The organism is Escherichia sp. E4742 (genome assembly GCF_005843885.1).
GTDB lineage: Bacteria > Pseudomonadota > Gammaproteobacteria > Enterobacterales > Enterobacteriaceae > Escherichia.
The window spans coordinates 3,284,211-3,307,363 of the sequence record NZ_CP040443.1; the positions used below are offsets into that span (position 1 = coordinate 3,284,211).

General features: G+C 49.1%; 23 protein-coding genes, 1 tRNA gene and 1 pseudogene. 17 read left to right on the plus strand and 8 right to left on the minus strand.

Annotation, left to right across the window (positions count from 1 at the left end; translation table 11 throughout):
* Window positions 1–2: 2 nt before the first annotated feature.
* The 8 genes from FEM44_RS15975 (at window position 3) to prfH (ending at window position 6,578) form a co-directional block, all read left to right on the plus strand.
* Window positions 3–470, plus strand: coding sequence for a flagellar basal body-associated FliL family protein (locus tag FEM44_RS15975; RefSeq protein WP_135523223.1), 468 nt, complete (start codon window positions 3–5; stop codon window positions 468–470).
* A gap of 19 nt (window positions 471–489) precedes the next feature.
* On the plus strand, window positions 490–1,206 hold the full coding sequence (locus FEM44_RS15980) for a FliA/WhiG family RNA polymerase sigma factor (RefSeq protein WP_135523222.1): 717 nt from the start codon (window positions 490–492) through the stop codon (window positions 1,204–1,206).
* Window positions 1,207–1,218: 12 nt separating this feature from the next.
* Window positions 1,219–2,082, plus strand: a complete 864-nt coding sequence (gene motA / locus FEM44_RS15985; RefSeq protein ID WP_064530473.1) for a flagellar motor stator protein MotA — start codon at window positions 1,219–1,221, stop codon at window positions 2,080–2,082.
* A 2-nt stretch (window positions 2,083–2,084) separates the two neighbouring features.
* On the plus strand, window positions 2,085–3,008 hold the full coding sequence (gene lafU / locus FEM44_RS15990) for a putative lateral flagellar export/assembly protein LafU (RefSeq protein WP_138159081.1): 924 nt from the start codon (window positions 2,085–2,087) through the stop codon (window positions 3,006–3,008).
* Window positions 3,009–3,078: 70 nt separating this feature from the next.
* Window positions 3,079–4,134, plus strand: a complete 1,056-nt coding sequence (gene dinB, locus FEM44_RS15995; RefSeq protein ID WP_135523219.1) for a DNA polymerase IV — start codon at window positions 3,079–3,081, stop codon at window positions 4,132–4,134.
* Window positions 4,131–4,583, plus strand: coding sequence for a GNAT family N-acetyltransferase (locus FEM44_RS16000; RefSeq protein ID WP_135523218.1), 453 nt, complete (start codon window positions 4,131–4,133; stop codon window positions 4,581–4,583). Before dinB ends, FEM44_RS16000 begins: the two co-directional genes overlap by 4 nt.
* A gap of 244 nt (window positions 4,584–4,827) precedes the next feature.
* Window positions 4,828–5,967 carry an RNA ligase RtcB family protein gene (locus FEM44_RS16005; RefSeq protein WP_171022605.1) on the plus strand — a complete coding sequence of 380 codons (1,140 nt, stop codon included), beginning with the start codon at window positions 4,828–4,830 and terminating at the stop codon, window positions 5,965–5,967.
* Window positions 5,964–6,578, plus strand: a complete 615-nt coding sequence (gene prfH, locus FEM44_RS16010) for a peptide chain release factor H (protein WP_135523215.1) — start codon at window positions 5,964–5,966, stop codon at window positions 6,576–6,578. The genes FEM44_RS16005 and prfH overlap by 4 nt, the downstream gene beginning before the upstream one ends.
* 56 nt (window positions 6,579–6,634) lie before the next feature.
* On the opposite strand, the gene pepD is transcribed toward prfH, so the two are convergent.
* A complete protein-coding gene (pepD, locus tag FEM44_RS16015; protein WP_001293002.1) occupies window positions 6,635–8,092 on the minus strand; it encodes a cytosol nonspecific dipeptidase in 1,458 nt (485 codons plus the stop codon).
* Window positions 8,093–8,352: 260 nt separating this feature from the next.
* Here pepD and gpt point away from each other — a divergent pair, with 260 nt between their 5' ends.
* The 3 genes from gpt (at window position 8,353) to crl (ending at window position 10,607) form a co-directional block, all read left to right on the plus strand.
* Window positions 8,353–8,811 (plus strand): xanthine phosphoribosyltransferase, encoded by a 459-nt coding sequence (gene gpt, locus FEM44_RS16020; protein ID WP_001291990.1) that lies wholly within the window; start codon window positions 8,353–8,355, stop codon window positions 8,809–8,811.
* Window positions 8,812–8,903: 92 nt separating this feature from the next.
* Window positions 8,904–10,148: an esterase FrsA gene (gene frsA, locus FEM44_RS16025; protein WP_135518733.1), complete on the plus strand. Its 1,245-nt coding sequence runs from the start codon at window positions 8,904–8,906 to the stop codon at window positions 10,146–10,148.
* Between the two features lie 57 nt (window positions 10,149–10,205).
* Window positions 10,206–10,607: a sigma factor-binding protein Crl gene (crl, locus tag FEM44_RS16030; protein ID WP_135523214.1), complete on the plus strand. Its 402-nt coding sequence runs from the start codon at window positions 10,206–10,208 to the stop codon at window positions 10,605–10,607.
* A 100-nt stretch (window positions 10,608–10,707) separates the two neighbouring features.
* Here crl and phoE read toward each other — a convergent pair whose 3' ends face one another.
* Window positions 10,708–11,763, minus strand: a complete 1,056-nt coding sequence (phoE, locus tag FEM44_RS16035) for a phosphoporin PhoE (protein ID WP_135523213.1) — start codon at window positions 11,761–11,763, stop codon at window positions 10,708–10,710.
* A gap of 287 nt (window positions 11,764–12,050) precedes the next feature.
* On the opposite strand from phoE, the gene proB reads away from it, so the two are divergent.
* From proB to FEM44_RS16050, 3 genes are all read left to right on the plus strand, one after another.
* Window positions 12,051–13,154 carry a glutamate 5-kinase gene (gene proB / locus FEM44_RS16040; protein ID WP_001285288.1) on the plus strand — a complete coding sequence of 368 codons (1,104 nt, stop codon included), beginning with the start codon at window positions 12,051–12,053 and terminating at the stop codon, window positions 13,152–13,154.
* 11 nt (window positions 13,155–13,165) lie between these two features.
* Window positions 13,166–14,419: a glutamate-5-semialdehyde dehydrogenase gene (gene proA / locus FEM44_RS16045; RefSeq protein WP_135523212.1), complete on the plus strand. Its 1,254-nt coding sequence runs from the start codon at window positions 13,166–13,168 to the stop codon at window positions 14,417–14,419.
* 114 nt (window positions 14,420–14,533) lie between these two features.
* Window positions 14,534–14,609 (plus strand) — tRNA-Thr (locus tag FEM44_RS16050).
* A 127-nt stretch (window positions 14,610–14,736) separates the two neighbouring features.
* Here the strand turns inward: FEM44_RS16050 and FEM44_RS16055 are convergent.
* Window positions 14,737–15,636, minus strand: coding sequence for a LysR family transcriptional regulator (locus FEM44_RS16055; RefSeq protein WP_135523211.1), 900 nt, complete (start codon window positions 15,634–15,636; stop codon window positions 14,737–14,739).
* A 98-nt stretch (window positions 15,637–15,734) separates the two neighbouring features.
* Between FEM44_RS16055 and FEM44_RS16060 the strand changes: the two genes are divergently transcribed.
* Window positions 15,735–16,457 carry an SDR family oxidoreductase gene (locus tag FEM44_RS16060; protein ID WP_135523210.1) on the plus strand — a complete coding sequence of 241 codons (723 nt, stop codon included), beginning with the start codon at window positions 15,735–15,737 and terminating at the stop codon, window positions 16,455–16,457.
* Window positions 16,458–16,759: 302 nt separating this feature from the next.
* Here FEM44_RS16060 and ykgR read toward each other — a convergent pair whose 3' ends face one another.
* From ykgR to FEM44_RS16075, 3 genes are all read right to left on the minus strand, one after another.
* Window positions 16,760–16,861: a small membrane protein YkgR gene (gene ykgR, locus FEM44_RS16065; RefSeq protein WP_130259184.1), complete on the minus strand. Its 102-nt coding sequence runs from the start codon at window positions 16,859–16,861 to the stop codon at window positions 16,760–16,762.
* 473 nt (window positions 16,862–17,334) lie between these two features.
* A complete protein-coding gene (locus FEM44_RS16070; RefSeq protein WP_135523209.1) occupies window positions 17,335–18,477 on the minus strand; it encodes an NADH-dependent flavin oxidoreductase in 1,143 nt (380 codons plus the stop codon).
* Window positions 18,478–18,736: 259 nt separating this feature from the next.
* Window positions 18,737–19,657, minus strand: a complete 921-nt coding sequence (locus FEM44_RS16075) for an alpha/beta hydrolase (RefSeq protein WP_135523208.1) — start codon at window positions 19,655–19,657, stop codon at window positions 18,737–18,739.
* Window positions 19,658–19,813: 156 nt separating this feature from the next.
* On the opposite strand from FEM44_RS16075, the gene FEM44_RS16080 reads away from it, so the two are divergent.
* Window positions 19,814–20,740, plus strand: coding sequence for a LysR family transcriptional regulator (locus tag FEM44_RS16080; protein WP_135523207.1), 927 nt, complete (start codon window positions 19,814–19,816; stop codon window positions 20,738–20,740).
* Window positions 20,741–20,746: 6 nt separating this feature from the next.
* Window positions 20,747–20,836: pseudogene (locus FEM44_RS16085) on the plus strand (LysR substrate-binding domain-containing protein); the annotation flags it as partial.
* Window positions 20,837–20,870: 34 nt separating this feature from the next.
* Here the strand turns inward: FEM44_RS16085 and FEM44_RS16090 are convergent.
* A complete protein-coding gene (locus FEM44_RS16090; protein ID WP_135523206.1) occupies window positions 20,871–21,860 on the minus strand; it encodes an aldo/keto reductase in 990 nt (329 codons plus the stop codon).
* Window positions 21,861–21,886: 26 nt separating this feature from the next.
* Complete coding sequence (locus tag FEM44_RS16095) at window positions 21,887–22,738, minus strand: aldo/keto reductase (RefSeq protein ID WP_135523205.1); 852 nt, start codon at window positions 22,736–22,738, stop codon at window positions 21,887–21,889.
* Window positions 22,739–23,153 lie beyond the last annotated feature (415 nt).

Consider the following 23,153-nt stretch of genomic DNA (forward strand, 5'->3'; position numbering starts at 1 on the left):
ATATGAAGAAAATCGTGGTGGCGGGCGTGGTCAGCGCCGTTCTGGCGTTGGTGGTGGGGGCCGGAGCAGGATGGGGAGTCTGGCATCATTATGCCGGAAAGGGAAAACCGACTGCCGTCGCGCGGGCGGAGTCGGTGGAAACCCTGGATGAGAGCAAAAGCGTATTTGTGACCTTGCCGGAAACCATTGTCACGCTGCATGACAATAACGGCGCTGACCATTATTTGTCGGCAGAATTAGTGATGGTGGTCGCCAGTGACAAAGAAGCGGAAAAAATAAAACATCAGGATCCGCTGTATCAAAGTATTGCGGTTGAATGCCTGACGGAAATGAAATTTGAAGATTTGCGCGGCATGAAAATATCCGCCATCCGCAAACTGATTTCTGACGCGCTGAAAAAAGATCTTCAGCGTCGCAAAATGAGCGCACCGTATAAGGATTTGCTGGTGAAAAAAGTGGTCTTCCAGTAATCACCAGGCGGATATAAACATGCTACAGGACGTATTCGAGTCAGAAGAATTTGCTGCCGCGCCGGTATTAACCCCGCAGCAGGAGAGTCATTATTTGCAGGCCTATTTGCCGTTGGTGCGTAAAGTGGTGCGGCAACTTGCCCCGCAGTGTAATTGCATTATTGATCGTCAGGATATGGAACAAACGGCGTTAATAGGGCTGCTTAACGCCATTCGCCGCTACGGGCTGCCGGACGAAGGTTTTGCGGGCTATGCCGTGCATCGTATTCGCGGGGCGATCCTCGATGAATTGCGCGCACTCGACTGGCGGCCGCGCCAGCTGCGGCAGAAATATCATCAGATGAAAGACCTGATTCGCGAAACGCGTAAAAAACTGGGACACGAGCCTGAGTGGTCAGAACTGGCCGTGGAAGGGATCTCGCATGAAGATTATCTCGAATATCAGCAACTGGAAGGGGCGGAAACGCTCGCCAGCCTTGACGAACTGCTGAACGGCGAAGGGCCAGGCATTCCGCTTGCTGGCCGGGAACTGGAAGATCAGTTTGTCACCCAGCAAATGTTGCAACAGGCGCTTTCACAATTAAGCGAAAAAGAGCAACTGATCCTCTCCATGTATTACCAGCATGAGATGAATCTCAAAGAGATTGCGCTGGTATTAGGGCTAACTGAGGCCCGAATTTGTCAATTGAATAAACAGATCGCGCAGAAAATTCGTGATTTTGTCTATCCGAATTAAAGTGAAAAAATCATGCAAAAAATATTAGGTTTACTGGTAGTGCTCGGCTGCGTATTCGGCGGGTATTTTGAAGCGGGCGGGCAATTAATTGCTATCTGGCAGCCTGCAGAGATAGTTATTATTTTAGGTGCTGGTTTCGGGGCGATGATTATTGGTAACCCGAAACATGTGCTGAAAGAGATTGCCCATCAAATTAAAGGCGTAATCAGTAAAAAACAGCTCGGGCCGGAGTTTCAGCGTCAGCTATTAATGTGCCTGTATGAATTGCTCGAAATGGTACAAAACGGCGGTCTGCGGATGTTGGATCAGCATATTGAGCAGCCGGAAGAGAGCACCGTTTTCCAGAAATACCCGCTGGTGTTAACTCAGAAACGGCTGGTGACCTTTATCGCCGATAACTTTCGCCTGATGGCGATGGGCAAGATTGACGCTCATGAACTGGAAGGCATTCTCGATCAGGAGCTGGACACGGCTGAAGAGTCGCTGTTAACGCCATCGCGCTCGCTGCAACGTACTGCCGAAGCGATGCCGGGATTTGGTATTTGCGCGGCGGTGCTGGGCATCATCATCACCATGCAGTCAATCGATGGTTCTATCGCCCTGATTGGCCTGAAAGTGGCGGCAGCGCTGGTAGGGACGTTTTTAGGCGTATTTATCTGCTACTGCCTGATGGATCCGCTCGCCAACGCCATGGAACAGCAGGCGCGGGCGGAACATTCGCTGCTGGAGTGTGTACGTACCGTGTTGGTTGCTCAGGCTGGCGGCAAGCCGACGCTGCTGGCGGTGGACGCCGGGCGTAAGCTGCTGCATCTGGCGTCCAAACCGACCTTCGCCAACCTCGACGCGTGGGTCAATGCGATGCTGGAGCAAGAATAAGCATGAGAAAGACGGGTAACCGCCGCGAGCGTGGGGCAAAAACCACCATCGTCCGGCGGCAGATCAAAAAGAATCATGCCGGGCATCACGGCGGGGCGTGGAAGGTGGCATTCGCCGACTTTACCCTGGCGATGATGGCGCTGTTTATGACCCTGTGGATTGTGAATAGCGTCAGTAAATCCGAGCGTGAAAGCATTATGGCGGCGTTGCATGGGCAGTCGATCTTCAACGGTGGCGGGCTGTCGCCGTTAAATAAAATAAGCCCGACTCATCCGCCGAAACCGACCACCGTGGCGGTGCCGGAAGAAACCGAGAAAAAAGCACGCGATGTAAATGAGAAAACGGCGCTGCTGAAGAAGAAATCTGCCACCGAGCTTGGTGAGCTGGCAACCAGTATCAACACCATTGCCCGTGATGCGCATATGGAAGCGAATCTGGAGATGGAAATTGTTCCCCAGGGATTACGCGTACTGATTAAAGACGACCAGAACCGCAATATGTTTGAACGCGGCAGCGCGAAGATTATGCCGTTCTTTAAAACGCTACTGGTGGAGTTAGCGCCAGTGTTCGACTCGCTCGATAACAAAATTATTATTACCGGGCATACTGATGCGATGGCCTACAAAAGCAATATCTACAACAACTGGAACCTTTCGGGCGATCGCGCGCTTTCGGCCCGTCGGGTGCTGGAAGAGGCCGGAATGCCGGAAGATAAAGTGATGCAGGTGAGCGCAATGGCGGACCAGATGCTGCTGGATGCCAAAAATCCGCAAAGTGCGGGTAATCGGCGCATCGAGATTATGGTGCTGACTAAAAGCGCGTCCGATACGCTGTATCAATACTTTGGTCAGCATGGGGATAAAGTGGTGCAGCCCCTGGTGCAAAAGCTGGATAAGCAGCAGGTGCTTTCGCAGCGAACGCGTTAAATGCTGAATCTTTACGCATTTCTCAAACCCTGAAATCACTGTATACTTTACCAGTGTTGAGAGGTGAGCAATGCGTAAAATCATTCATGTGGATATGGACTGCTTTTTCGCAGCGGTGGAGATGCGCGACAATCCCGCCCTGCGCGATATCCCTATTGCTATTGGCGGCAGCCGCGAACGTCGGGGGGTGATCAGCACCGCCAATTATCCCGCGCGTAAATTTGGTGTACGCAGCGCGATGCCGACTGGCATGGCGCTCAAATTATGCCCGCATCTCACCTTGCTTCCGGGGCGCTTTGACGCCTACAAAGAAGCCTCAAATCACATCCGCGAAATCTTCTCGCGCTACACCTCGCGCATTGAACCGTTGTCACTGGATGAAGCCTATCTTGATGTCACCGACAGCGTGCATTGCCACGGTTCTGCGACCCTCATCGCCCGGGAAATCCGCCAGACGATTTTTAACGAGCTGCAACTGACGGCGTCTGCGGGCGTTGCGCCGGTAAAGTTTCTCGCCAAAATCGCCTCTGACATGAACAAACCCAACGGCCAGTTTGTGATTACGCCGACAGAAGTTCCGGCATTTCTGCAAACCTTGCCGCTGGCAAAAATTCCCGGCGTCGGCAAAGTCTCGGCGGCAAAACTGGAAGCGATGGGGCTACGGACCTGCGGTGATGTGCAAAAGTGTGATCTGGTGATTCTGCTTAAACGCTTTGGCAAATTTGGCCGCATTTTGTGGGAGCGTAGTCAGGGGATTGACGAGCGCGACGTTAACAGCGAACGGTTACGAAAATCCGTCGGCGTGGAACGCACGATGGCGGAAGATATTCATCACTGGTCTGAATGTGAAGCGATTATCGAGCGGCTGTATCCGGAACTTGAACGCCGTCTGGCAAAGGTAAAACCTGATTTACTGATTGCTCGCCAGGGGGTGAAATTAAAGTTCGACGATTTTCAGCAAACCACTCAAGAGCACGTCTGGCCGCGTTTGAATAAAGCTGACCTAATCGCCACCGCGCGTAAAACCTGGGATGAACGCCGCGGCGGGCGCGGTGTACGGCTGGTGGGGCTGCATGTGACGTTGCTTGACCCGCAAATGGAAAGACAACTGGTGCTGGGATTATGAATAACATACAAATAAGAAACTATCAGCCTGGCGATTTTCAGCAACTATGCGCTATTTTCATTAGAGCGGTTACGATGACAGCCAGTCAGCATTATTCACCGCAACAAATTGCCGCCTGGGCGCAGATTGACGAATCTCGCTGGAAGGAGAAACTCGCGAAATCACAAGTGCGGGTTGCAGTCATTAATGCACAACCGGTTGGTTTTATTTCCCGCATTGAACATTATATCGATATGTTATTTGTTGACCCTGAATACACCCGCCGCGGTGTCGCCAGCGCTTTGTTAAAACCTTTGATTAAGTCTGAATCCGAACTTACGGTGGATGCCAGCATAACCGCAAAACCCTTTTTTGAACGTTATGGTTTTCAGACAGTTAAGCAGCAGCGCGTTGAATGCCGGGGAGAGTGGTTTACTAATTTTTATATGCGATATAAACAGCAACATTAAATCCAGCTTGCAATGAAAATAACGCCCGCCTAGTATGTGCGCGTTTTCTTATTCCACAAACTGCAAGGAGGTAAATCATGACAAATCCTTTATCAATGACTCTTTGCAGACCTTTCCAGGATTAATTCTTTTTTTTTGCCCTGGATTCGTCTGCCATTTCCTGATTTTTTAATTGTTACTCTCAATAATTCGAGTCGCAGCACATGCAACTTGAAGTATGACGAGTCTATTTACGGAATGGTATATGGGCAATTATATTCGTCCCTTATCCGATGCGGTATTTACCATCGCATCTGATGACCTGTGGATCGAGAGTTCAGCGATCCAACAATTACACTCCACGGCAAATTTACCCAACATGCAGCGCGTAGTAGGGATGCCAGATTTACACCCCGGACGCGGCTACCCGATTGGCGCAGCATTCTTCTCCGTTGGTCGTTTTTACCCGGCACTGGTCGGCAATGATATCGGCTGCGGCATGGCGCTATGGCAAACAGATATTCTCGCTCGCAAATACAACGCCGATAAGTTTGAAAAGCGATTATCAGCTTTGGATGACGTTGCTGAAGAAAGCTGGCTGGAGGAAAACCTTCCGTCAGCGTTTGCACAGCATCCGTGGCGCAGCTCGCTTGGCTCTATCGGTGGCGGTAACCACTTCGCAGAACTGCAACAAGTTGATCAAATCATCGACGCTGAACTGCTTGCACTGGCAGGTCTGGATGCGCAGCATCTGCAACTGCTGGTTCATAGCGGCTCGAGGGGGTTGGGGCAGTCTATTTTACAGCGGCATATTGCCTCGTTTTCGCATCATGGTTTGCCAGAAGGCTGTGACGACGCGCTACGGTATATTGCGGAACATGACGATGCGCTGGCGTTTGCGCGTATTAATCGCCAGCTGATCGCTTTGCGCATAATGCAACAAGTTAAGGTCACCGGAAGTCCGGTTCTGGATGTGGCGCATAACTTTGTTAGCGCGTGTCAAATCGGCGATCAACAAGGTTGGTTGCATCGTAAAGGTGCCACGCCGGATGACAACGGTCTGGTGGTTATCCCGGGGTCACGCGGTGATTACTCCTGGCTTGTACAGCCTGTTGCGAACGAAAAAACGCTCCACTCGCTGGCGCATGGGGCAGGGCGTAAATGGGGGCGCACCGAGTGTAAAGGGCGTCTGGCAGCGAAATACACGGCGACGCAACTCTCGCGTACTGAGCTTGGCAGTCGGGTAATTTGTCGCGATAAACAACTCATCTTCGAAGAAGCGCCACAAGCCTATAAATCGGCAGAAAGCGTGGTGCAATGTCTGGTGCAGGCCGGTTTAATTAATCCTGTCGCGCGGCTGCGTCCGGTGCTAACGCTCAAAAACAGTGGAGGGAAAAAAGGATGATCTTGCTACAACTCTCCTCAGCTCAGGGGCCGGAAGAATGTTGTCTCGCAGTGAAAAAGGCGCTGGACAGGTTGATTAAAGAAGCTACCCGACAAGACGTCGCGGTAACGGTGCTGGAAACAGAAACGGGCCGCTACTCTGACACGCTGCGTTCGGCGCTGGTTTCTCTGGATGGTGACAACGCATGGGCATTAAGCGAAAGCTGGTGTGGCACTATTCAGTGGATTTGTCCGAGTCCGTATCGGCCTCATCATGGGCGCAAAAACTGGTTTCTGGGCATTGGGCGTTTTGCTGCTGATGAACAAGAGCAATCCGATGCGATCCGGTATGAGACGCTGCGTTCGTCGGGGCCGGGCGGTCAACATGTCAATAAAACCGACTCTGCGGTGCGTGCCACGCATCTGGCAACCGGGATTAGCGTGAAGGTTCAGTCAGAGCGCAGCCAGCATGCTAACAAACGGCTGGCGCGATTGCTGATTGCCTGGAAGCTGGAGCAACAACAACAGGAAAATAGCGCGACGCTGAAATCACAGCGGCGAATGTTCCATCACCAGATTGAACGTGGCAACCCGCGACGGACATTTACAGGGATGGCATTTATCGAAGGGTAATGAAGGATGAAACTGCCGGAAGGTGATTAAACGCCATCCGGCAGTAAATCAAATAATTACTTCGCAGGAATTTCTTTCAGCAGTTCAGTCAGAAGCGTCCAGTAATGACCAACGCTTTCGATATGAACTTGCTCATCCGGAGAGTGTGGACCGGTGATAGTCGGCCCGATAGAAACCATGTCCATTTCCGGATACGGTTTTTTAAACAGACCACATTCCAGGCCCGCGTGGATAATCTGGATGTTCGGCGTCTTGTTGAACAGACGCTGATAGGTTTCACGTACCAGATGCATCACCGGAGAATTAGCGTCCGGCTGCCAGCCAGGATATGCGCCTTTCGCTTCGGTTTTCGCGCCAGCCAGTTTACCCAGCGAATCCAGCATGCTCACCACGTAGTCTTTACCACTGTCGATCAGAGAACGGATCAGGCAGTGAATTTCTACGTTGTTGTCGGTCATTGTCACCACACCGACGTTCAGGGAGGTTTCAACCACGCCTTTGGCTACATCGGAGTTACGAATCACACCGTTCGGGGTGGCGTTCAGCAGACGAATAAAGGTATCGCGAGATTTCGCAATCAGGGCAGCTTTATCGTTCGCAACAGAGTCCAGCAACAAGGCCAGGTTTTTCTCTTTCTCTGCCAGTTCGTTTTTCAGGATGTCCTGATAGGTATTCACCAGAGATTTCAGTGCGTCGACTTTATCAGCTGCGACAGCAATGGTCGCAAAGGCTTCACGCGGGATGGCGTTACGCAGTGTGCCGCCGTTGAAATCGATAAGACGCAGGTCCAGTTCTTCTGCATGACCCGCCAGGAAGCGAACCAGCAGTTTGTTCGCGTTACCCAGGCCAACGTGGATTTCGCCACCAGAGTGACCGCCTTTCAGACCTTTTAAGGTTAACTTGAAGGTTTCAAAGCCAGCTGGAACCGCTTCACGATCTAAATGCAGGTTGGAGGTGAAGTCGATACCCCCCGCACATCCCATATAGATTTCACCTTCTTCTTCGGAGTCGGTGTTAATCAGAATGTCAGCCTGCAACCAGTTGCTTTGTAAACCGAATGCGCCGTCCATACCGGCTTCTTCGGTCATAGTCAGCAGCACTTCCAGCGGGCCGTGAACCACGTTTTCGTCAGCCAGAACCGCCAGCGCAGACGCCATACCAATGCCGTTATCTGCACCCAGCGTGGTGCCGCGCGCTTTAACCCATTCGCCATCAATATAGGGCTGGATAGGATCTTTGGTGAAGTCGTGCACGGTGTCGTTGTTTTTTTGCGGCACCATATCGAGGTGAGCCTGCAGGACAACCGGTTTACGGTTTTCCATACCTGCGGTGGCAGGTTTACGAATCAGGATATTCCCCACTTGATCGCGTTCGACGTGGAAACCTTTTTCTTTTGCCCAACCTACAATGTATTCAGCGAGTTGCTCTTCATGATAGGACGGGTGAGGAATAGAACAGATTTTTGCAAAAATATCCCACAGCGGCTGTGGAGATAATTGAGACAGTTCAGACACGTTAAGTCTCCTTGTCGATCACCCGCAAAACAGTATTGCAGGTCACAGGGTTAGCAGAAAATGTTGTCAGCACAAGTCAGGCTTGCGAGATATGTTTGAGAATACCACTTTATCTAGCGACAGGTAGTAGCAGTGCGTAAAAAGACGCGGACTTATGTGAAATACTGGTTTTTAGTGCGCCAGATCTCTATAATCTCGCGCAACCTATTTTCCCCTCGAACACTTTTTAAGCCGTAGATAAACAGGCTGGGACACTTCACATGAGCGAAAAATACATCGTCACCTGGGACATGTTGCAGATCCATGCACGTAAACTGGCAAGCCGCCTGATGCCTTCTGAACAATGGAAAGGCATTATTGCCGTTAGCCGTGGCGGTCTGGTACCGGGTGCGTTACTGGCGCGTGAACTGGGTATTCGTCATGTCGATACCGTATGTATTTCCAGCTACGATCACGACAACCAGCGCGAACTGAAAGTACTGAAACGCGCAGAAGGTGACGGTGAAGGCTTTATCGTCATTGATGACCTGGTAGATACCGGTGGTACTGCGGTTGCGATTCGTGAAATGTATCCTAAAGCACACTTTGTGACTATCTTCGCGAAACCGGCTGGTCGTCCTCTGGTAGATGATTATGTGGTTGATATCCCACAAGATACCTGGATTGAACAACCGTGGGATATGGGCGTCGTATTCGTCCCGCCAATCTCCGGTCGCTAATCTTTTCAACGCCTGGCACTGCCGGGCGTTGTTCTTTTTAACGTCAGGCAGGTTACAATAGCTTCCAGTAAGTATTCCTGGAGGTTGCATCCATGACACAGGCTAACTTGAGCGAAACCCTGTTCAAACCCCGCTTTAAACATCCTGAAACCTCGACGCTAGTCCGCCGTTTTAACCACGGTGCGCAACCGTCGGTGCAGTCGGCCCTCGATGGCAAAAATATTCCTCATTGGTATCGCATGATTAACCGCCTGATGTGGATCTGGCGCGGTGTTGATCCGCGTGAAATCCTCGACGTCCAGGCGCGCATTGTGATGAGCGATGCTGAACGCACCGACAATGATTTATACGATACGGTGATTGGCTACCGTGGCGGCAACTGGATTTATGAGTGGGCCACCCAGGCGATGGTGTGGCAACAGAAAGCCTGTGCGGAAGAAGATCCGCAACTCAGCGGGCGTCACTGGCTGCACGCAGCTACGTTGTACAATATTGCCGCCTATCCTCACTTGAAGGGCGATGATCTGGCTGAACAGGTACAGGCGTTGTCAAATCGCGCGTATGAAGAAGCTGCGCAACGTCTGCCTGGAACAATGCGGCAAATGGAGTTTACCGTTCCGGGGGGCGCGCCCATCACTGGCTTTTTGCATATGCCAAAAGGTGATGGCCCATTCCCGACAGTATTAATGTGTGGTGGTCTGGATGCGATGCAAACAGACTATTACTCCCTTTATGAGCGCTATTTTGCACCGCGCGGCATTGCGATGCTGACTATTGATATGCCTTCGGTCGGTTTTTCCTCAAAATGGAAACTCACCCAGGATTCCAGCCTATTGCACCAACATGTCTTAAAGGCGTTGCCAAACGTGCCGTGGGTAGATCACACGCGCGTCGCAGCCTTTGGTTTCCGTTTTGGTGCTAACGTTGCTGTACGCCTGGCTTATCTCGAGGCATCACGTTTGAAAGCGGTGGCCTGTCTTGGCCCGGTGGTTCATACCTTGTTAAGTGACTTTAAGTGTCAGCAACAGGTGCCGGAAATGTATCTTGACGTCCTGGCCAGTCGTTTGGGAATGCATGATGCTTCTGATGAAGCGTTGCGTGTGGAGCTGAATCGCTACTCATTAAAAGTGCAAGGATTGCTGGGGCGTCGTTGCCCAACGCCAATGTTATCAGGGTACTGGAAGAACGATCCGTTCAGCCCGGAAGAGGATTCACGCTTAATTACGTCGTCATCTGCTGATGGTAAATTGTTAGAGATTCCGTTTAACCCCGTGTATCGGAATTTTGACAAGGCGCTTCAGGAAATCACCAACTGGATCGAAAAGCGATTGTGTTAAAAATTTGCTAAATTTTGTCAATTTGGTAAAACAGTTGCATCACAACAGGAGATCGCAATGACGTTACCGAGTGGACACCCGAAAAGCAGATTGATCAAAAAATTTACCGCACTAGGCCCGTATATTCGTGAAGGTAAGTGCGAAGATAATCGATTCTTTTTCGATTGTCTGGCTGTATGCGTCAACGTGAAACCAGCGCCGGAAGTGCGTGAGTTCTGGGGCTGGTGGATGGAACTGGAAGCGCAGGAATCCCGTTTTACCTACAGTTACCAGTTCGGTCTGTTTGATAAAGCAGGTGACTGGACGTGTGTTCAGGTAAAAGATGCGGAAGTGGTTGAGCGACTGGAGCACACCCTGCGTGAGTTTCATGAGAAGCTGCGTGAATTGCTGACGACGCTGAATCTTAAGCTGGAACCGGCGGATGATTTTCGCGATGAGCCGGTGAAGTTAACGGCGTGAGTGAAATGTGCCGGATGCGATGTTTGAGCATCTCTTCCGGCCTGAAATATTGGTTTTCGTAGGCCGGATAGGGCGTTCACGCCGCATCCGGCAATATTCATTAAAACTGATACGTCATCCCAACCGCGACAATATCATCATTGTTGATATTCAGCTTATTATCGCTATCCAGTTGATTAATTTTATAATCAACAAACGCTGACATATTTTTGTTGAAATAATACGTAGCACCGACATCGATGTAATTGACCAGATCTTCATCGCCGATGCCTTCAATATCTTTCCCTTTCGATAAGACGTAACCTAGCGATGGACGCAGACCAAAGTCGAATTGATATTGTGCGACCGCTTCAAAGTTCTGCGTCTTATTGGCAAAGCCGCCAGAGATTGGCGTCATTTTACGCGTTTCAGAATAGAAGGTGGCCAGGTAAATATTATTGGCATCGTATTTAAGACCCGTTGCCCACGCTTCTGCGTGTTTGCCTGTGCCACGGCTTTGCAGGTTTTGCTCGTTGGTGCGATCAGAGTTGGTATAGGCTCCACTAATAGCGAAATCGCTGCCGCCGAAGTCATAGGTTAACGAGGTGCCGAAGCCATCGCCATTCTGCTTTTTCACATCGCGGTTTTCGTTTTTCCCTTGATATTGCAAGGTTAAATTCAAGCCATCGATAACGCCGAAGAAGTCGGTGTTACGATACGTCGCCAGCCCGCTGGCGCGTTTGGTCATAAAGTTGTCGGTCTGCGCCGAGGAGTCGCCACCAAACTCCGGGAACATATCGGTCCAGGCTTCGACGTCATACAGCGCGCCCAGGTTACGACCATAATCGAAAGAACCCAAATCTTTATATTTCAATCCGGCAAAAGCGAGACGTGTTTTTTGCTGTGCGGTATCGCTCTCTGCTTTATTACCAGCAAACTCTGCTTCCCAACGACCATAACCAGTCAGTTGATCGTTAATTTGTGTTTCACCTTTAAAACCAAAGCGGATATAACTCTGGTCGCCATCTTTACTGTCATTATCACTCATATAATGCATGGCTTTAACTTTGCCATAAATATCCAGTTTATTACCGTCTTTGTTATATACTTCTGCGGCCTGTACGGATGCAGATGCCACAATGCCCATCATCACTAATGCCAGAGTGCTCTTTTTCATTTTCATTCCTGATTTTAATTAACGCGCGAATATTCTTCGGGAGAGTTCCGTCGAAAACAGGAAAGTTTTTAACGTGAAATTGTTAAAGATATATTACAGCTTAATAATATTCTTAAAATTTGCTAATTTATTAAATCTGTAATAAAAGCGTAAACAACTGCCGTTACGCTTGCTGATCCCGCGCAACAAAACGCTATGCTTTGCTCGCAGATGGTTGGCAACCGGCGACAGTCCTGCTAAAACGTTCGTTTGATATCATTTTTCCTAAAATTGAATGGCAGAGAATCATGAGTGACAGCCAGACGCTGGTGGTAAAACTCGGCACCAGTGTGCTAACAGGCGGATCGCGCCGCCTGAACCGTGCCCATATCGTTGAACTTGTTCGCCAGTGCGCGCAGTTACATGCCGCCGGGCATCGGATAGTCATTGTGACGTCGGGCGCGATTGCCGCCGGACGTGAGCACCTGGGTTACCCGGAACTGCCAGCGACTATCGCCTCAAAACAACTGCTGGCGGCGGTAGGGCAGAGTCGACTGATTCAACTGTGGGAACAGCTGTTTTCGATTTATGGCATTCACGTCGGGCAGATGCTGCTGACCCGTGCCGATATGGAAGACCGTGAACGCTTCCTGAACGCCCGCGATACGCTGCGTGCGCTGCTCGATAACAACATCGTTCCAGTAATCAATGAGAACGATGCTGTCGCTACGGCAGAGATTAAAGTCGGCGATAACGACAATCTTTCTGCGCTGGCGGCGATTCTGGCGGGTGCCGATAAACTGTTGCTGCTGACCGATCAAAAAGGTTTGTATACCGCTGACCCGCGCAGCAATCCGCAGGCAGAACTGATTAAAGATGTTTACGGCATTGATGACGCACTGCGCGCGATTGCCGGTGACAGCGTTTCAGGCCTCGGAACTGGCGGCATGAGTACCAAATTGCAGGCCGCTGACGTGGCTTGCCGTGCGGGTATCGACACCATTATTGCCGCGGGCAGCAAGCCGGGCGTCATTGGTGATGTGATGGAAGGCATTTCCGTCGGTACGCTGTTCCATGCTCAGGCGACTCCGCTTGAAAACCGTAAACGCTGGATTTTCGGTGCGCCGCCTGCGGGTGAAATCACGGTAGATGAAGGGGCAACCGCCGCCATTCTTGAACGCGGCAGCTCCCTGTTGCCGAAAGGCATTAAAAGCGTGACTGGCAATTTCTCGCGTGGTGAAGTCATCCGCATTTGCAATCTCGAAGGTCGCGATATCGCCCACGGCGTCAGTCGTTACAACAGCGATGCATTACGCCGTATTGCCGGACACCACTCGCAAGAAATTGATGCAATACTGGGATATGAATACGGCCCGGTTGCCGTTCACCGTGATGACATGATTACCCGTTAAGGAGCAGGCTGATGCTGGAACAAATGGGCATTGCCGCGAAGCAAGCCTCGTATAAATTAGCGCAACTCTCCAGCCGCGAAAAAAATCGCGTGCTGGATAAGATCGCCGATGAACTGGAAGCACAAAGCGAAATCATCCTCAACGCTAACGCCCGGGATGTTGCTGACGCGCGTGCCAATGGCCTTAGCGAAGCGATGCTTGACCGTCTGGCACTGACGCCCGCACGGCTGAAAGGCATTGCCGATGATGTGCGCCAGGTATGCAACCTCGCCGATCCGGTGGGGCAGGTGATTGATGGTGGCGTGCTGGACTGCGGCCTGCGTCTGGAGCGTCGTCGCGTACCGTTGGGGGTGATTGGCGTGATTTATGAAGCGCGCCCGAACGTGACGGTTGATGTCGCTTCGCTGTGCCTGAAAACGGGTAACGCGGTGATCCTGCGTGGCGGCAAAGAAACCTGCCGCACTAACGCTGCAACGGTGGCGGTGATTCAGGACGCCCTGAAATCCTGCGGTTTACCGGCAGGTGCAGTACAGGCAATTGATAATCCTGACCGCGCGTTGGTCAGTGAAATGCTGCGTATGGATAAATATATCGACATGCTGATCCCGCGCGGCGGTGCTGGTTTGCATAAGCTGTGCCGCGAACAGTCGACGATTCCGGTGATCACAGGCGGTATAGGCGTATGCCATATTTACGTTGATGAAAGTGCAGAGATCGCTGAAGCCCTGAAAGTGATCGTCAACGCGAAAACTCAGCGTCCGAGCACGTGTAATACGGTAGAAACGTTGCTGGTGAATCAAAACATCGCTGATAGCTTCCTGCCCGCATTAAGCAAGCAAATGGCGGAAAGCGGCGTGACATTACACGCAGATGCTGGCGCAATGGCGCAGTTGCAGGCAGGACCCGCGAAGGCGGTGGCTGTTAAAGCTGAAGAGTATGACGATGAGTTTCTGTCATTAGATTTGAACGTCAAAATCGTCAGCGATCTTGACGATGCCATCGACCACATTCGTGAACACGGCACGCAACACTCCGATGCGATCCTGACCCGCGATATGCGCAACGCCCAGCGTTTTGTCAACGAAGTGGATTCGTCCGCTGTTTACGTTAACGCGTCTACGCGTTTTACTGACGGCGGCCAGTTTGGTCTGGGCGCGGAAGTGGCGGTAAGCACACAAAAACTGCACGCGCGCGGCCCAATGGGGCTGGAAGCACTGACCACCTACAAGTGGATCGGCATTGGTGATTACACCATTCGTGCGTAAATAAAACCGGGTGATGCAAAAGTAGCCGTTTGATTCACAAGGCCATTGACGCATCGCCCGGTTAGTTTTAACCTTGTCCACCGTGATTCACGTTCGTGAACATGTCCTTTCAGGGCCGATATAGCTCAGTTGGTAGAGCAGCGCATTCGTAATGCGAAGGTCGTAGGTTCGACTCCTATTATCGGCACCATTTAAATCAATAAGTTACCTCGCATTTAAGTAAACCACGTTCTCCTCCTGTGCCGTATTTATGCCATTGTAACCCTGGCAATTGATCAAAATACTGTTCTGACATCAGGCAATGCAGGTGCAGATATTTAAGCCAATTGCTGCCGCCATTCTTTGACGTGGTCAATCAGGGCGCGGAGCTTTGGTGCAATGTTGCGACGCTGAGGGAAATACAGATAGAAGCCAGGAAATTGTGGAAGAAAGTCATCAAGCAGCGATACAAGCTTACCGCTTTCAATATACGGCCTGAAAGTTTCCTGAGTGGCAATTGTTATGCCTGCGCCGGCAAGAGCCAGCCTCAACATCAGACGCAGATCATTTGTCGTAATTTGCGGTTCAATCGCAAGGTCGAAAGTTCTCCCGTTTTCTTCAAATGGCCAGCGATAAGGCGCAACCTCCGGGGACTGACGCCAGCCGATACACTTATGATTCACAAGTTCACGCGGATGAACAGGTGTGCTGTTGGCTGCGAGATAGGAGGGAGAGGCAACGACCATTTCACGCTGCCTACCAGTAAGGGGAACAGCAATCATGTCTTTTTCAATGACTTCTCCAAGCCTTACGCCAGCATCGTAACCTGCGGCCACGATATCGAATTCCTCATCCGTGACAACAATATCAAGCGTAACGGCTGGATTGGCCGCTACAAACGAAGCGATTAGCGGACCTGAAAGAAATTCTTCAGCTATTGACGTCACCGCGATTCTGAGAAGTCCACGTGGCACATGGTCAGAAACCATCTCTTCGAACGCTGTCTCAATACCGGATAAAGGTAATGACAGTGATTTATGCAGCCGTTCTCCCGCTTCCGTCAAATTAACTGAACGCGTGGTCCGCATTACAAGCATTGTCCCGAATGCATCTTCAAGGCGCCTTATTCCCTGACTGACCGCTGAACGGGTAACTCCCAGCCGTGCGGCGGCTTTACTGAAATTACTCTCTTCTGCTACCGCGATAAAAATGGGTAAAAGATTAAGATCGATTTTCATTGTTTAATGCCGCTAACCACTGAGTACATTGAAAGCAGGATACTGGAACCAATCATAAAGTTCTATTCTCTCTCCGAACACATTTGAAGGAGAACGTAATGGATAAGGTCATATTAATCACTGGCGCATCAAGTGGTATTGGGGAAGGCATTGCCAGAGAGCTGGGAACGACAGGTGCGAAAGTTTTACTGGGAGCACGCAGACTTGAGCGTATCGAAGCCGTTGCAGCAGAAATCTGCCGCGCAGGAGGAATTGCTAAAGCGCGGGAGTTGGATGTCACAGACCGACAGTCCATGGCAGATTTCGTGCAAGCAGCGCTGGATAGCTGGGGGCGAGTTGATGTTCTTATCAATAATGCGGGCGTTATGCCGCTTTCACCGCTTGCAGCAGGAAAACAGGATGAATGGGAGCTCACTATTGATGTGAATATCAAGGGGGTACTCTGGGGAATTGGCGCTGTACTTCCAGTGATGGAAGCGCAGGGTTCCGGTCAGATAATCAATCTTGGTTCTATTGGTGCCCTTTCAGTTGTGCCCACGGGCGCAGTCTATTGTGCATCAAAATTTGCAGTACGGGCTATTTCTGATGGCTTACGACAGGAAAGCTCGAAAATCCGCGTGACCTGCGTAAATCCTGGCGTTGTCGAAAGTGAACTGGCTTCAACCATTACCCATGTGGAAACCATGAAGGCAATGGACGCCTACCGTTCTGTTGCACTTCAACCCGCGGATATTGCCCGTGCGGTAAGGCATATTATTGAATCTCCCGAAAGCGTTGATACAACCGAAATTACCATCAGACCCACTGCGTCTGCAAACTGAAGGATGACTTTTATATTCACGTTTTATTAAATATATCGAGAGCAAAATTTATATATCCCTCTGTTTTGCATAGCAAGATTCATGATGTTTAGCATTGCTCCGTCCGAAGAAATAAGAGGTTAATGCTGGCGTAATGAATAGGCCAGCATTAATCACAGATGATTATGATTGCCAATCAGACAGATATTGTTAAACCGTCTAATTCATAATCAACACTTTTTCTTACGCCGCTGAATAGCGTGAAAAACAGTGAAAGGATGCTTATTTTAAATATCACTAAACTAAATTGTTTTATGACGTTATTAATAGAAGTGGAGGAACAAATAGGCGTACTCTACAACGGCAACAAAAACAACGATATTGATCAGTTTATTACTGATTCTCTGTATATTATTCTCTTTCATTTGTAGTTCCTCGCTTTAAAAAATAGTGCGCTTCGTAAGCGTCCCTATATAAATAACGAGTTTGGTCAACCAGTTTTTTGAGATGTATCACAAATTTGAATAGATGTATTACATCAGCTATTATTTATTGCACCAAAGTCATCGATATACGTCACCTGAAATCAGCTCCGGGGATGAGTCTGTTCTCCCGAGCGGCCTTATCCTGGCGTCGCAGGCGCAGAGTGAGCACACTGCACCTCTTCAGAGTGCCGCAGCTCTCAGGGTGTTATACAAGGTCGGATAAGACGCGTGGCGTCGCATCCGACAACCGATGCCTGATGCGCCGCTGACGCGATTTATCAGGCTTACGGGCTGAACTGAGCTGTAGATATCGATACTGGTGATCTGGAATACATATGGAGTTCGAATTTGTTCAATCGTTTTACTACCGGGTGAATAAGTGATAATCACCTCTCTAAGCAGAAAATAGATATTTAATCCATTAACGGAAACCAGCCAGTTCCTTTCGATGCCTGAATTTGATCCCATAGTTTATCCGGAATGGTTAATTCAGGAACGAGTTGTGGATTAAGGGTTGTTTGAATTTCATGACTTCTTCCTGATTCAGCTAAAGTCACCCATTCTGGATTAATCACCAGCCCTTTACCGATAGCAACAAGTGGCAGGCCAACAGAAATTGCCTCTTGAGCCTGAGACGGCGTGCGTATTTTACCTGCGGCGATTACCGGCACTCTGCCTGCAATATGATTTAAAATCAGCTCAATGGTTCGGGGGCCATTTGGCGATTCTACAGGGCAGCTATCGTTAACACTGACCAGCGAGGTATGTATATACGAAATACCGGATGAAATGAGCCGATCAAGGAGTTTATAAGTATCCTCTATCCGCAGCCCCCCTGTTGCAGATTCTTCAGGCGATATTCTGTAACCGATGGCAAAGGGCTTTGTCGCATATTCATAGACTACATTTTTTACTTCCTGTAATACGGCCAGCGGGAAGCGCATACGTCCTTCGAGATCTCCTCCCCATCGGTCATTACGCTGGTTAAATAGAGGGGAGAAGAAATTCTGCAGAAGGAATCCGTGCGCGCCATGAAGTTCAACGCCATCAAAACCTGCTTTAATCGCCCTTTTTGTTACATCTCCGAATGCTCTAATGGTTTCCTGAATTTCGTTTTCAGTCATTTCCCTGCTTTGTACTACTCTCTTCATAAAGTCACCAGATTTTACGCTTGATGCGCTGGCACTAATGACATCGTTATTCGGCACAAGCTCCGGGATGGCTTTATTACCGGCGTGGAAAATCTGTAAAATAGCCGGAGCACCGCCACTTTTGGCAGCAGTCGCTAACTTTTCAAGGCTGTTAATGAAACGGTCGTCATACGCGGCAAATTCATGAGTAAACCCAATGCCGCTTGGTGTGACATAGGTACATCCTGTTATTACTAAACCAACATTTTGTGAGCGACGTTTATAAAATTCGAGTTCTTGCTCAGAGATGGTTCCATCAGGATTCGCTGACCAGGTCGTCATAGGCGCCATAACGATACGATTACGTAGCTTTATTTTTTCTGTCAGCATAAAAGGAGAAAACAATGATGGGTGTTTATTTGACATAACAATACCTCAAATGTTTATCTGATTTTGATGCGTATGTTTTAACTGGTGAGTTGTTGCCAGCTTTGGAACCACGATTTCTGGTTTGATTTTATTTATAATTACTTCAAAGAGTTGCTTATAATCTTAATAAGTTGAATCGCTGCTTTTTTGATGCTTTTGTTTCTTTAATGAAATTTCTTTTTGAGTAATTTTATTATTGTCGTGTAGTCAATAAAGGATAAATGTCAGGGAGATAATGAATCTCCCCGCAGCATTTTTATAAATGTGTTTTATAAAAAGGAATTAATTTATCGAGCGCCTGTTTCACAGGTTCTGGCTTATCATACAAGTCGTAATGTGAATAACCTTCAACCACGACCAGCTCTTTATGTTTTGAGGCAGCGCGGCCAATAATTTCGCAGCCGTCACGATAGGCACCAAAAGCGCCCACTCTATCACCCACTACAACCATTAGTGGTTGAGTTAACAGGACTTCTGCAAGATGAAAAGCATCCCAGCCCACTGCAACAGTCTGATGTGAAAATAGCGAACGATTTACCCCATTAGGCGCACAGCCTCGTGGTGAACGATAATATTCTGTTGCTTCAAAAAGATCTATTTCTGTTAATCCCGCTTCAAGAGCTGCATCCGGAGAAGAAGGGAGTAAATCATCTACGCGAAGTTTTGCGCCGTTAGCTTCGTCTGTTCTTTGTTGCGCCATTGCTTCGAGTGCTCCGACAGGGTTAAATGCCGAAAAACCTTCACGCATAAGACGCCCGTAGTTTGCACCCGTGACAGTACCAATGGCTTTAATTCGACGTTCTGTCATTGCGGCATTAATGGCATATCCACCACCACCGCAAATACCCAGGACGCCAATACGCCCGGCATCAACGTAAGGTAAGGTGGTAAGGTAATCAACGACAATGCTGAAGTCTTTTACTCGCATTGTTGGATCTTCCAGATAACGCGGTTCTCCACCGCTGCTTCCCTGAAAACTGGCATCAAAAGCAATGACGATAAAGCCAGCTTTTGCCAGGGCGGCACCATACACGCTACCCGATGTCTGTTCTTTGCAGCTTCCAATTGGATGAGCGCTGATAATGGCAGGATACTTTTTTTCACTATTAAAATCGTCAGGGAAATAGATATCAGCAGCTATATCCCAGTAAGTGTGTTTTATCGAAACAGTTTTCATTTCAAGCTCCGGGGATTTGCCTAAACAGATTTAAATATCATTTCTATTATCCGCAACTGGCATTCGTGTTCTTATCGCGAACGGCGTAATAGTATGACTTGTATTGGTTATCATCAATGGTCTAATATCTATCACAGTGTTAAGTTAAGGTTTACAATGATGAAAATAGAGCCTTCAATTTTGCCTTCTCTTGCCTGGTTTGCGCTGATTGTTCGCGCCGGAAGTTTCTCCAGAGCAGCCTCTGAAATGGGTATTACGCGGGCCGCATTGTCCCAGAATTTAAAATCTCTTGAGGAACGTCTTAACACCAAGCTGATATACCGTACGACCCGCAATATGTCGCTTACCGAGGAAGGCCAGCGTCTGTATGAAGTGCTGGTGTCGGCTTTGGGGCAAATTGATGATGCTTTGAAAGATGTCGGTGATACCCAACTTGAACCTACTGGCCTGTTGAGAATAAATTCCTCCCGTGTTGCAGCAAGGATGCTTGTTGAGCCTCATATTGGCGAGTTTCTTACTCGTTACCCCAAAACAAAGATAGAGCTCATTATGGATGACGGTTTATCTAACATTATTGCGGACGGCTGTGATGTGGGCATACGCCTTGAGCAAGGACTGGATGAGCATATGACTGCCGTTCCTGTTTCTCCGCTTATTAAACTGGTTACCGTGGCATCGCCAGATTATTTAAGAGAACACGGTATTCCTGAAACGCCTCAGGAACTGAGTAGCCATAATTGCCTTCGATTGCGGCATAAAAGTAGCGGAGCACTCTCAGCATGGGAGTTTTCTAATGTCACGGGGAATAATGAAGAGTTCGAAATAGAGGTGTCAGGTAAGTATATTTCTAATGATGACGAAAGCATGATACGAATGGCGCTTAATGGGACAGGTATCATCCAACATCTGGATTTTGCAATCGCTGAACATATCAATGCGGGCAAGTTACAGCCGATTCTTGAGGATTGGGCCGTTTCATTTCCTGGATTTTATATTTATGTTTCCTCACGAGTGAGAATGCCCTCTAAAGTTCGTGCTTTTATTGATTTTATGGTGGAGAAAAGAGTAAAGCTCGAAAATTGATGATATTTTCCCGGATATTACCTTTACTGCCCCAGCCGCAAGCAGCATCCGCCAGCTTTTGCGCTGTTGATCGATGCACTTCGCTATTCAGAGTAACGGGTCCACATTTTGTTGTGGACCCGTTTGGGCATTAACGGCCTACGCGTGCCTGGTGCTCAGGCGAGTAACGTTCACCGACGATTTTAATTGTTTCCAGTGCCTCGGTTATCTGCTGCGTATCTTTCTGCGAAAGAACAATGTCGACAGCACCCAGGTTTTCTTCCAGCCGGTGCAGTTTAGTGGTGCCTGGGATGGGTACAATCCATGGCTTTTGTGCTAACAGCCATGCCAGTGCGATTTGTGCAGATGTTACCCCTTTCTCCGCGGCCAGTTCACCTAACAAGGTGACCAGTTTTTCATTGGCTTCAATGGCTTGTGCCGCGAAACGCGGTACGGTGCTACGGTAATCATCCTTGCCGAAAGTGGTTCCTGGCTTAATCGACCCCGTCAGGAAACCTTTACCTAGTGGGCTGAAGGGGACAAAACCAATCCCCAGTTCCTCCAGCAACGGCAGAATTTCCTGTTCAGGCTCACGCCACCACATGGAGTATTCGCTTTGCAGGGCGGTGACAGGTTGTACCGCATGTGCACGACGAATGGTTTGTGCTCCCGCTTCAGACAGGCCGAAATGTTTGACCTTACCTTCTGCAATTAGGTCTTTCACCGTTCCTGCAACATCTTCAATAGGAACATCCGGATCAACACGGTGTTGATACAGAAGGTCAATAACATCTGTCTTAAGGCGGCGTAATGAACCTTCAACGGCTTCACGGATATGTTCCGGGCGGCTGTTTAAAATCTGCTGCTTATTATCATCGCCGAAGGTAAAACCGAATTTAGTGGCAATCACCACACGGTCACGAAACGGTTTTAAGGCTTCGCCGACCACTTCTTCATTCAGATACGGACCATACACTTCGGCGGTATCGAAGAAGGTGACGCCACGTTCAACCGCAGCACGAATAAGTTCGATAGCCTGGCGGGTATCGGTCGCCGGGCCGTACCCGTGGCTTAAGCCCATGCAACCGAGCCCAAGGGCGGAGACTTCGAGTCCGGATTTACCCAGATAACGTTTTTGCATTGAATGAATACCTCTTTTATCGCGGCTTAAACATCAAGTTTGCGGCCAGTCAGCCATTCCACCATTGCGGGATCGCGGTGAGAGAAGAACGCGCTGGTTGCGGTATCCAGGGCGGTAATTTGCAGCATATCTTCAGGGCTGAGTTCAAAATCGAGAATGTTGATGTTCTCTTCCATGCGTTCTTTTCGCACTGATTTTGCCAGTGAAACAATGCCTCGTTGGTAGATCCAGCGCAGAACAACCTGGCCCACGCTTTTGCCATACTTCTCGCCAATTGCCGTGAGAACAGGATGCTGGAACAGACCATTTTTCCCTTCTGCAAACGGTGCCCAGGCTTCTGGCTGAATGCCACGACTTTGCATCCACGGAACGGCCTGTAATTGCTGGTTGAAGGGGTTAACTTCAATCTGGTTTACCGCCGGAACGACTTTATTAAAGGCGATAAGGTCAGCCAGTCGGTCAGGATGGAAGTTACTGACACCAATAGCGCGGATCTTGCCTGCCTGTTGCAGTTCTTCCATGGCGCGCCAGGCACCGTGGACATCACCGTATGGCTGGTGAATCAAATACAGGTCAACGTAATCAAGTTGTAGTCGATTCAGAGAGCGTTCGAACTGGGCTTTGGCCCCTTCGTAACAGGTATCCTGCAACCAGAGTTTCGTGGTGACAAAGAGCTCGTTACGGGCGATACCGCTTTGTTTCAGTGCGTTCCCGACCTGGGTTTCATTTTGATAGGAGGCGGCGGTGTCAATCAGTCGATAACCGGTGTTAATAGCGTCAATGACCGCTCTTTCGCATTCGGCGGCATCGGTCATCTGAAATACACCAAAGCCCAGCAAGGGCATTTCAATACCGTTGTTCAGTTTTACTTTTTGCATGGTGTTATCCTTCCGTTATCGTTCATAAGAAGCATAACGTAAAGGGAAGAGCTCGATTAGACGGCAGGATTTGTCAGGGGTTATGAACGAAATTCATAAATCTGTTTGAGTGTTGAGATGAGTAGTGCAAATTCGATATCCCCGGGATTTACAGTCCGATGAAGGAAAATGAATATCCATAAAAATATATTGGTTTATCCTGGCGTATATACCTACTTCGACGTATTGCCAATCGTGGTAAATTAAAGATATGTCATTATTATTCACTCTGAATAATGAATTATTCACTGTCCGTAGAGTAATAAATATAACTTAGGTATCTATTTAATGACTTGCACAAAAAGCTAAATTTTTACCCATAGATAAAAATATAATCCCGCGCCCAACCACCTGATGAGTGGCTACAGGCACTGGA

Bases quoted from the DNA above. Each gene is read 5' to 3' on its own strand.
- FEM44_RS16060 (WP_135523210.1), top strand. From the start codon at position 15,735: ATGGATAAGGTCATATTAATCACTGGCGCATCAAGTGGTATTGGGGAA.
- FEM44_RS16055 (WP_135523211.1), bottom strand. From the start codon at position 15,636: ATGAAAATCGATCTTAATCTTTTACCCATTTTTATCGCGGTAGCAGAA.
- proA (WP_135523212.1), top strand. From the start codon at position 13,166: ATGCTGGAACAAATGGGCATTGCCGCGAAGCAAGCCTCGTATAAATTA.
- ykgR (WP_130259184.1), bottom strand. From the start codon at position 16,861: ATGAAAGAGAATAATATACAGAGAATCAGTAATAAACTGATCAATATC.
- FEM44_RS16070 (WP_135523209.1), bottom strand. From the start codon at position 18,477: ATGTCAAATAAACACCCATCATTGTTTTCTCCTTTTATGCTGACAGAA.
- FEM44_RS16090 (WP_135523206.1), bottom strand. From the start codon at position 21,860: ATGCAAAAACGTTATCTGGGTAAATCCGGACTCGAAGTCTCCGCCCTT.
- prfH (WP_135523215.1), top strand. From the start codon at position 5,964: ATGATCTTGCTACAACTCTCCTCAGCTCAGGGGCCGGAAGAATGTTGT.
- crl (WP_135523214.1), top strand. From the start codon at position 10,206: ATGACGTTACCGAGTGGACACCCGAAAAGCAGATTGATCAAAAAATTT.
- phoE (WP_135523213.1), bottom strand. From the start codon at position 11,763: ATGAAAAAGAGCACTCTGGCATTAGTGATGATGGGCATTGTGGCATCT.
- FEM44_RS16075 (WP_135523208.1), bottom strand. From the start codon at position 19,657: ATGAAAACTGTTTCGATAAAACACACTTACTGGGATATAGCTGCTGAT.
- proB (WP_001285288.1), top strand. From the start codon at position 12,051: ATGAGTGACAGCCAGACGCTGGTGGTAAAACTCGGCACCAGTGTGCTA.
- gpt (WP_001291990.1), top strand. From the start codon at position 8,353: ATGAGCGAAAAATACATCGTCACCTGGGACATGTTGCAGATCCATGCA.
- FEM44_RS15980 (WP_135523222.1), top strand. From the start codon at position 490: ATGCTACAGGACGTATTCGAGTCAGAAGAATTTGCTGCCGCGCCGGTA.
- motA (WP_064530473.1), top strand. From the start codon at position 1,219: ATGCAAAAAATATTAGGTTTACTGGTAGTGCTCGGCTGCGTATTCGGC.
- dinB (WP_135523219.1), top strand. From the start codon at position 3,079: ATGCGTAAAATCATTCATGTGGATATGGACTGCTTTTTCGCAGCGGTG.
- lafU (WP_138159081.1), top strand. From the start codon at position 2,085: ATGAGAAAGACGGGTAACCGCCGCGAGCGTGGGGCAAAAACCACCATC.
- FEM44_RS16000 (WP_135523218.1), top strand. From the start codon at position 4,131: ATGAATAACATACAAATAAGAAACTATCAGCCTGGCGATTTTCAGCAA.
- FEM44_RS16080 (WP_135523207.1), top strand. From the start codon at position 19,814: ATGATGAAAATAGAGCCTTCAATTTTGCCTTCTCTTGCCTGGTTTGCG.
- FEM44_RS16005 (WP_171022605.1), top strand. From the start codon at position 4,828: ATGGGCAATTATATTCGTCCCTTATCCGATGCGGTATTTACCATCGCA.
- FEM44_RS15975 (WP_135523223.1), top strand. From the start codon at position 3: ATGAAGAAAATCGTGGTGGCGGGCGTGGTCAGCGCCGTTCTGGCGTTG.
- frsA (WP_135518733.1), top strand. From the start codon at position 8,904: ATGACACAGGCTAACTTGAGCGAAACCCTGTTCAAACCCCGCTTTAAA.
- FEM44_RS16095 (WP_135523205.1), bottom strand. From the start codon at position 22,738: ATGCAAAAAGTAAAACTGAACAACGGTATTGAAATGCCCTTGCTGGGC.